The organism is Stenotrophomonas sp. TWI587 (assembly GCF_039674145.1).
In the GTDB taxonomy this organism is placed as follows: Bacteria; Pseudomonadota; Gammaproteobacteria; order Xanthomonadales; family Xanthomonadaceae; genus Stenotrophomonas; species Stenotrophomonas maltophilia_AY.
Window position 1 is genome coordinate 1 of the sequence record NZ_JBDJMW010000022.1, and the last position, 8,263, is coordinate 8,263.

5 protein-coding genes are annotated in these 8,263 nt (G+C 62.7%); all 5 read right to left on the bottom strand.

What is annotated here, in order from left to right:
• A partial coding sequence (locus ABE464_RS18990) for a GTP-binding protein (protein ID WP_346472022.1) occupies positions 1 to 333 on the bottom strand: 333 nt, incomplete at its 3' end.
• A gap of 52 nt (positions 334 to 385) precedes the next feature.
• Positions 386 to 2,527, bottom strand: a complete 2,142-nt coding sequence (gene fusA, locus ABE464_RS18995) for an elongation factor G (protein ID WP_346473196.1) — start codon at positions 2,525 to 2,527, stop codon at positions 386 to 388.
• Between the two features lie 136 nt (positions 2,528 to 2,663).
• Positions 2,664 to 3,131, bottom strand: a complete 468-nt coding sequence (rpsG, locus tag ABE464_RS19000; protein ID WP_019186122.1) for a 30S ribosomal protein S7 — start codon at positions 3,129 to 3,131, stop codon at positions 2,664 to 2,666.
• Positions 3,132 to 3,143: 12 nt separating this feature from the next.
• A complete protein-coding gene (gene rpsL, locus ABE464_RS19005; RefSeq protein WP_017356008.1) occupies positions 3,144 to 3,518 on the bottom strand; it encodes a 30S ribosomal protein S12 in 375 nt (124 codons plus the stop codon).
• A gap of 366 nt (positions 3,519 to 3,884) precedes the next feature.
• A complete protein-coding gene (rpoC, locus tag ABE464_RS19010) occupies positions 3,885 to 8,132 on the bottom strand; it encodes a DNA-directed RNA polymerase subunit beta' (protein WP_346473197.1) in 4,248 nt (1,415 codons plus the stop codon).
• Positions 8,133 to 8,263 lie beyond the last annotated feature (131 nt).

Genomic DNA, 8,263 nt, shown 5'->3' on the forward strand with positions numbered 1-8,263 from the left:
GCCGTCAGCAGCCGAACAGACCAGGATCGCGCCGTCCATCTGGGCAGCACCGGTGATCATGTTCTTGACGTAGTCAGCATGGCCCGGGCAATCGACGTGGGCGTAATGACGCTCGGTGGATTCGTATTCGACGTGCGCGGTCGAGATCGTGATGCCACGTGCCTTTTCTTCCGGCGCGGCGTCGATCGCGGAGTAATCCTTGAACTCGCCGCCGAAGCGCTCGGCACCGATCTTGGTCAGTGCAGCGGTCAGCGTGGTCTTGCCGTGATCGACGTGACCGATGGTGCCGACGTTGACGTGCGGCTTGGTGCGCTCGAACTTACCCTTTGCCATTGTTGTATACCTTGGATATCAGAAAGAAGGAGGTGAAGGCCTGAGCTTACGCTCAGGACTTCTTGATCACGGTTTCAGCGATGTTCGACGGAGCCGGCTCGTAATGGTCGAATTCCATCGTGAAGGTTGCACGACCCTGGGTCTGCGAACGCAGCGAGGTTGCGTAACCGAACATTTCGCCCAGCGGAATCATGGCGTTGATGATTTCGGCCGAACCGTCACCGGTCACGCTCGAACCCTGCAGCATGCCGCGACGACGGCTGACGTCGCCCATCACGTCACCCTGATAGTCGCTCGGGGTCACGATCTCGACCTTCATGATCGGCTCCAGCAGGACCGGCTTGGCCTTCTGGAAGCCCTGCTTGAAGGCCATCGAGGAGGCCAGCTTGAACGCCATTTCCGAGGAGTCGACGTCGTGGTACGAGCCGAACACCAGCTTGACCTTGACGTCCACGACCGGGAAGCCAGCCAGCGGACCGCTGGTGATGGTTTCGCGCAGGCCCTTTTCGATCGACGGAATGAATTCCTTCGGAATCACGCCACCGGTGATGTCGTTGATGAACAGGAAGTCGTCCTTGATCAGCGGCCCGATCTTCGGGTCGGCACGATCTTCAGCGGTGATCGGCGACAGTTCGATCACGACGTGACCGTACTGACCCTTACCACCGGACTGCTTGGCGTGCTTGTAGTCCGACTTCACGTCCGCCATCTGGATGGTTTCGCGGTACGCAACCTGCGGCTTGCCGACGTTGGCTTCAACGTTGAACTCGCGCTTCATGCGGTCGACGATGATGTCCAGGTGCAGCTCACCCATGCCCGAGATGATGGTCTGGCCGGATTCTTCGTCGGTCTTGACGCGGAACGACGGATCTTCCTGGGCCAGACGGCCGAGGGCCAGACCCATCTTTTCCTGGTCGGACTTGGTCTTCGGTTCGACGGCCATCGAGATGACCGGCTCCGGGAACACCATGCGCTCCAGGATGATCGGGTGGTCCTGCGAGCACAGGGTGTCGCCGGTGGTGGTGTCCTTCAGACCCACGGCCGCGGCGATGTCACCGGCCAGCACTTCCTTGATCTCTTCACGATCGTTGGAGTGCATCTGCAGGATGCGGCCGATGCGCTCCTTCTTGCCCTTGACCGAGTTCAGCAGCTGGTCGCCGGCATTCAGGGTGCCCGAGTAGACACGGAAGAAGGTCAGCGCGCCGACGAACGGATCGGTGATGATCTTGAAGGCCAGCGCCGAGAACGGTGCCTTGTCATCGGACTTGCGGCTCAGGGCGATGGTTTCATCGTCCACGTCGGTACCGGTCACGTCCGGCACGTCGATCGGCGACGGCAGCAGCTGCACCACGCCGTCCAGCATGGCCTGCACGCCCTTGTTCTTGAACGCCGAGCCGCAGTACATCGGCACGATGTCGGTGGCCAAGGTGCGCACGCGCAGGGCTTCGACGATTTCGGCTTCGGTCAGCTCTTCGCCGCCGAGGTACTTTTCCATCAGCTCTTCGCTGGCTTCAGCCGCAGCTTCGATCATGTAGGTGCGGGCCTCTTCGGCCTCCGCCTGCATGTCCGCCGGGATCTCCAGGTACTCGAACTTCATGCCCTGCGAAGCTTCATCCCAATGGATGGCCTTCATCTTGATGAGGTCGACCACGCCCTTGAAGTTGTCTTCGGCGCCGATCGGCAGCTGCATCGGGACGGCAACGGCACCCAGCTTGGCCTTCAGCTGGCCAACGACCTTGGTGAAGTTCGCGCCGGTACGGTCCATCTTGTTGACGAACGCGATGCGCGGCACCTTGTACCGGTTGGCCTGGCGCCACACGGTTTCCGACTGCGGCTGCACGCCACCGACGGCGCACAGCACGAAGACCGCACCGTCGAGCACGCGCAGCGAGCGCTCCACTTCGATGGTGAAGTCGACGTGTCCGGGGGTGTCGATGATGTTGAAGCGGTGCTCCGGCAGGGACTTGTCCATGCCCTTCCAGAACGCGGTGGTGGCAGCGGACTGGATCGTGATGCCACGCTCCTGCTCCTGCTCCATCCAGTCCATGGTGGCAGCGCCGTCATGCACTTCACCGATCTTGTGGCTCTTGCCGGTGTAGAACAGGATGCGCTCGGACGTGGTGGTCTTGCCGGCATCGATGTGGGCCATGATGCCGAAATTGCGGTAACGCTCGATGGGAGTGGTGCGGGCCACGGGAGCCTCTCAATTTCTTGGAATTCGGATGGCCGAACGCCGCCTTTCGGCGGCCTTCGGATTGGCGCGGCACCCCAGGTGCCGCGGGGCAGCACCTAGATGGTGCTGCCGTGCCTGTTTTACAAGGCCGTCAAACTCACCAGCGGTAGTGGGCGAAGGCCTTGTTGGCTTCGGCCATACGGTGGGTTTCTTCGCGCTTCTTGATGGCGCCACCGCGATTTTCCGAGGCGTCCAGCAGTTCGGCAGCCAGCTTCTTCGGCATGGTGTTTTCACCACGCTTGCGAGCCGAGTCGATCAGCCAACGCATGGCCAGGGCCATCTTGCGCGACGAACGCACTTCGACCGGCACCTGGTAGGTGGCACCACCGACACGGCGGGACTTGACTTCGACCGACGGAGCCACGTTTTCCAGAGCCTTCTGAACCAGCTCGACGGAATTCGGGTTCTTTTCGCCGATCACGTCCATGGCACCGTAGACGATCTTTTCAGCGACCGACTTCTTGCCGCTCAGCATCACCATATTGATGAAACGAGCGATGGTTTCACTTCCGTGCTTCGGATCCGGCAGGACAGAGCGCTGCGGCGTATTACCTTTACGAGACATGTGTACTTTCCCTTAGCTCTTCGGACGCTTGGCGCCGTACTTGGAACGGCCCTGGCGACGCTTGGCAACGCCGGAGGCGTCCAGCGAGCCACGCACGGTGTGGTAACGCACACCCGGCAGATCCTTGACGCGACCGCCACGGATCAGGACCACGGAGTGCTCCTGCAGGTTGTGGCCTTCGCCGCCGATGTAGCTAATCACTTCTTCCTGGTTGGTCAGGCGAACCTTGGCAACCTTGCGAAGCGCCGAGTTCGGCTTCTTCGGAGTGGTGGTGTACACGCGCGTGCAGACGCCACGGCGCTGGGGGCACTTATCGAGGGCCGGGGAGGCACTCTTATAAGTGGTTGCCTGCCGCGGCTTGCGGACAAGCTGATTGATCGTCGCCATCAGTATGTTCTTCTGAGAGAGGCCAATGAAAAGACTGGCCATGAATGCGGAAATGTGCGAGCAGGCGAAAGACCGGCCTGCTGAGACAGACGATTGTAGCAACCCGGCGAAAACGCAGTCAAATGCGCACGCGCCAAGCCAGCCCTGATCCCGGGCCGTTACAGGGGAGCCTTTTCCGTGCCCCCCGTTCAGGTTGTCAAGCCGGTCCGTTGAAAGACCGGCGGGCATCCTACCTCATCGGCAGGCATCCGGCCAGTGGCCGGTGCCGTCGATTCGGTCCGACCAGCGGTCGGACCTGCCGGGAAGAGACCGACCGGAGTCGGTGCCCTGCCCTGCCACGGGCCCGGCCGAAGCCGGGCCTGCGTATTACTCGTCGCTGCCCGGAGCCTGTTCGGCTTCGGTCGGCTCGACTGCCACGGCGGCCACGGCGGCCACTTCAGCCACGGCCGGCGCGCTGCCGGACAGGGTCTGCATTTCCGAGTCGGTCAGCCCGGAGGCGTTGCGACGACGGTTGGCGTGGTATGCCAGGCCCGTACCGGCCGGGATCAGGCGGCCGACGATGACGTTTTCCTTCAGGCCGCGCAGGTTGTCCGAAGTGCCGCGAACGGCCGCTTCGGTCAGCACGCGGGTGGTTTCCTGGAACGAAGCGGCCGAGATGAACGATTCGGTCGCCAGCGATGCCTTGGTGATACCCAGCAGGACCGGATCGAAACGGGCCGGCAGCTCGTTGCGGGTCGCCAGGCGGGCATTTTCCTCGATGACGCGCTGGCGCTCGGCCTGCTCGCCATTCAGGAACTTGCTGGTGCCCTGGTCGGTGATCTCGACCTTGCGCAGCATCTGGCGGGTGATCACCTCGATGTGCTTGTCGTTGATCTTCACGCCCTGCAGGCGGTACACGTCCTGGATTTCCTTGACCAGATAGGCTGCCAGCGGCTCGACACCCAGCAGACGCAGGATGTCCTGCGGGCTCGGCTCGCCGTCCACGATGGTTTCGCCCTTGGTCACGTGCTCGCCTTCGAACACGATCACCTGACGGTACTTCGGGATCAGCTCTTCGTGTTCCGAACCATCGGTGTCCTTGATGATCAGGCGCTGCTTGCCCTTGGTGTCCTTGCCGAAGCTGATGATGCCCGAGCGCTCGGCCAGGATCGCCGGATCCTTGGGCTTGCGTGCTTCGAACAGATCGGCCACGCGCGGCAGACCACCGGTGATGTCGCGGGTCTTGGACGCTTCCTGCGGGATCTTGGCGACCACGTCACCCACGCCGACGGCGGCGCCGTCCTGCAGGTTGACGATCGAGCGCGGCGGCAGCAGGTACTGCGCCGGCAGATCCGTGTTCGGGATGGTCAGATCGTTGCCGTTCTTGTCCACGATGCGCACGATCGGGCGCAGGTCCTTCGCCTGCGAACCACGACGCTTCGGATCGGTGATTTCACGCGATGCCAGGCCGGTCAGTTCGTCGGTCTTCTCGATGACGGTGACGCCGTCGATGAAGTCGATGAAGCGGATGAAACCAGCCACTTCCGACACGATCGGGTGGTTATGCGGGTCCCAGTTGGCCACGGTCTGGCCAGCCTTGACCGCATCGCCGTCCTTGGACGTGATGGTCGCGCCGTACGGCAGCTTGTAACGCTCACGCTCACGGCCGTGGGCATCGAGCACCGACATTTCACCCGAACGCGAGACCGCCACCAGCGAACCGCTGGCGTGCTCGACCGACTTCAGGTTGTTGAACTTCACCGAACCGGTGGTCTTGACGGTGATGTTGTCCACCGCAGCCGCACGCGATGCCGCACCACCGATGTGGAACGTACGCATGGTCAGCTGGGTACCCGGCTCACCGATCGACTGCGCGGCGATGACGCCGACCGCTTCACCGATGTTGACAATGTGGCCACGGGCCAGATCGCGACCGTAGCAGTGTGCGCAGACGCCGAACGGCGAGGCGCAGCTGATGGTCGAACGGACCTTGACCGACTGTACCGACGCGTCTTCCAGCTTGGCCACCCACTGCTCGTCGAGCAGCGTGTTGCGGGTCACGATCGGATCTTCGTCGTTGCCCGGCAGGAACACGTCCTCGGCCACGACACGACCCAGCACGCGGTCCTTCAACGGCTCCACGACGTCGCCGCCTTCCACGATCGGGGTCATGGTCAGGCCTTCGGTGGTACCGCAATCCACCTCGGTGATGACCACGTCCTGCGCCACGTCGACCAGACGACGGGTCAGGTAACCCGAGTTCGCCGTCTTCAGCGCGGTATCGGCCAGACCCTTACGGGCACCGTGGGTGGAGTTGAAGTACTCCTGCACGTTCAGGCCTTCACGGAAGTTCGCCTTGATGGGCGTTTCGATGATCGAGCCATCCGGACGCGCCATCAGGCCGCGCATACCGGCCAGCTGACGGATCTGTGCCTGGGAACCACGGGCACCGGAGTCGGCCATGATGTACAGCGAGTTCATCGACTTCTGGTCGATGGTCTCGCCTTCGGCATTGACCACCTTCTCGGTACCGATGGTGTCCATCATCGCCTTGGCGATGCGTTCGTTGGTGCGCGACCAGATGTCGACCACCTTGTTGTAGCGCTCGCCGGCGGTGACCAGGCCCGACTGGTACTGCTCCTGGATTTCCAGCACTTCGGCTTCGGCCTCGGTGAGGATGCCGCGCTTCTCGTCCGGGATCAGCATGTCGTCGATGCCGATCGACACGCCAGCGCGGGTTGCGTAGGCGAAGCCGGTGTACATCAGCTTATCGGCGAACACGACCGTGTCCTTCAAGCCCAGCTGACGGTAGCTGGAGTTGATCAGGCGGCTGATGTTCTTCTTGGTCAGCTCGGTGTTGGCCAGCGCGAACGGCAGGCCTTCCGGCAGGATTTCAGCCAGCAGGGCGCGACCGATCGTGGTGTCCACGATCGAGGTCTTGTTCTGCTTGTTGCCTTCCTCGTCGGTCACCACTTCGGTGATGCGGACCTTGACGCGTGCGTGCAGTTCCACGACGCGGTTGTCGTAGGCGCGCTTGACTTCGGCGATGTTGGCGAAGGCCATGCCCTCGCCCTTCTTGTTCACCAGCGAGCGGGTCATGTAGTACAGACCCAGCACGACGTCCTGCGACGGCACGATGATCGGCTCGCCGTTGGCCGGCGACAGGATGTTGTTGGTGGACATCATCAGCGCACGCGCTTCCAGCTGGGCTTCCAGCGAGAGCGGCACGTGGACGGCCATCTGGTCACCGTCGAAGTCGGCGTTGAACGCGGTGCAGACCAGCGGATGCAGCTGGATGGCCTTGCCTTCGATCAGGACCGGCTCGAAGGCCTGGATGCCCAGACGGTGCAGGGTCGGCGCACGGTTCAGCATCACCGGATGTTCGCGGATGACCTCTTCCAGGATGTCCCAGACTTCGGCTTCTTCGCGCTCGACCAGCTTCTTGGCGGCCTTGATGGTGGTGGCCAGGCCACGACGCTGCAGCTTGGCGAACACGAACGGCTTGAACAGTTCCAGCGCCATCTTCTTCGGCAGGCCGCACTGGTGCAGGCGCAGGTACGGACCGACCACGATGACCGAACGGCCCGAGTAGTCCACGCGCTTGCCCAGCAGGTTCTGACGGAAGCGACCCTGCTTGCCCTTGATCATGTCGGCCAGCGACTTGAGCGGGCGCTTGTTGGTGCCGGTGATGGCACGGCCGCGACGGCCGTTGTCCAGCAGCGCATCGACCGATTCCTGCAGCATGCGCTTTTCATTGCGCACGATGATGTCCGGCGCGTTCAGCTCGAGCAGGCGGCGCAGGCGGTTGTTACGGTTGATGACGCGGCGGTACAGATCGTTCAGATCGGAGGTCGCGAAGCGGCCACCGTCCAGCGGCACCAGCGGACGCAGGTCCGGCGGCAGCACCGGCAGCACGGTCATGACCATCCACTCCGGACGGTTGCCCGACTCGAGGAAGGCCTCGACCAGCTTGATGCGCTTGGTCAGTCGCTTGAGCTTGGTTTCCGAACCGGTGCTGGCGATTTCTTCGCGCAGGCGGGTCATTTCCGACTGCAGGTCGATGGTGCGCAGCAGTTCGTACACGGCCTCGGCGCCCATGGCGGCATCGAAGTCGTCGCCGTGTTCCTGGCGTGCCTGCAGGTACTGTTCTTCGGTCAGCAGCTGGCGGCGCTCCAGGGCGGTCAGGCCCGGCTCGGTCACCACGTAGGCTTCGAAGTACAGCACGCGCTCGATGTCACGCAGGGTCATGTCCAGCATCAGGCCGATGCGCGACGGCAGCGACTTGAGGAACCAGATATGCGCGACCGGCGAGGCCAGGTCGATGTGACCCATGCGCTCGCGGCGCACCTTGGCCAGGGTGACTTCGGTGCCGCACTTTTCGCAGACCACGCCGCGGTGCTTCATGCGCTTGTACTTGCCGCACAGGCACTCGTAGTCCTTGACCGGTCCGAAGATGGCGGCGCAGAACAGGCCGTCACGTTCCGGCTTGAACGTACGGTAGTTGATGGTTTCCGGCTTCTTCACTTCGCCGAAGGACCACGAGCGGATCAGGTCCGGCGAGGCCAGCGCGATCTTGATCGCGTCGAAGTCCAGCGTCTGACGCTGCTGGTTGAAGAGGTTGAGCAAGTCTTTCATGGTGTTTCTCCGAAAGGAGGAAATCTTGTCGATGGGGCTGTCGGTTCAGATGTGGCGGGGGGGGGGGGGGGGGGGGGCGCCCCCCCCCGCGCCACTTAAAACCCCAGTATTCATTTATTATAAAAATTAAA

Coding starts and splice junctions, on each gene's coding strand:
- rpsG (WP_019186122.1), bottom strand. CDS start 3,131: ATGTCTCGTAAAGGTAATACGCCGCAGCGCTCTGTCCTGCCGGATCCG.
- rpsL (WP_017356008.1), bottom strand. CDS start 3,518: ATGGCGACGATCAATCAGCTTGTCCGCAAGCCGCGGCAGGCAACCACT.
- rpoC (WP_346473197.1), bottom strand. CDS start 8,132: ATGAAAGACTTGCTCAACCTCTTCAACCAGCAGCGTCAGACGCTGGAC.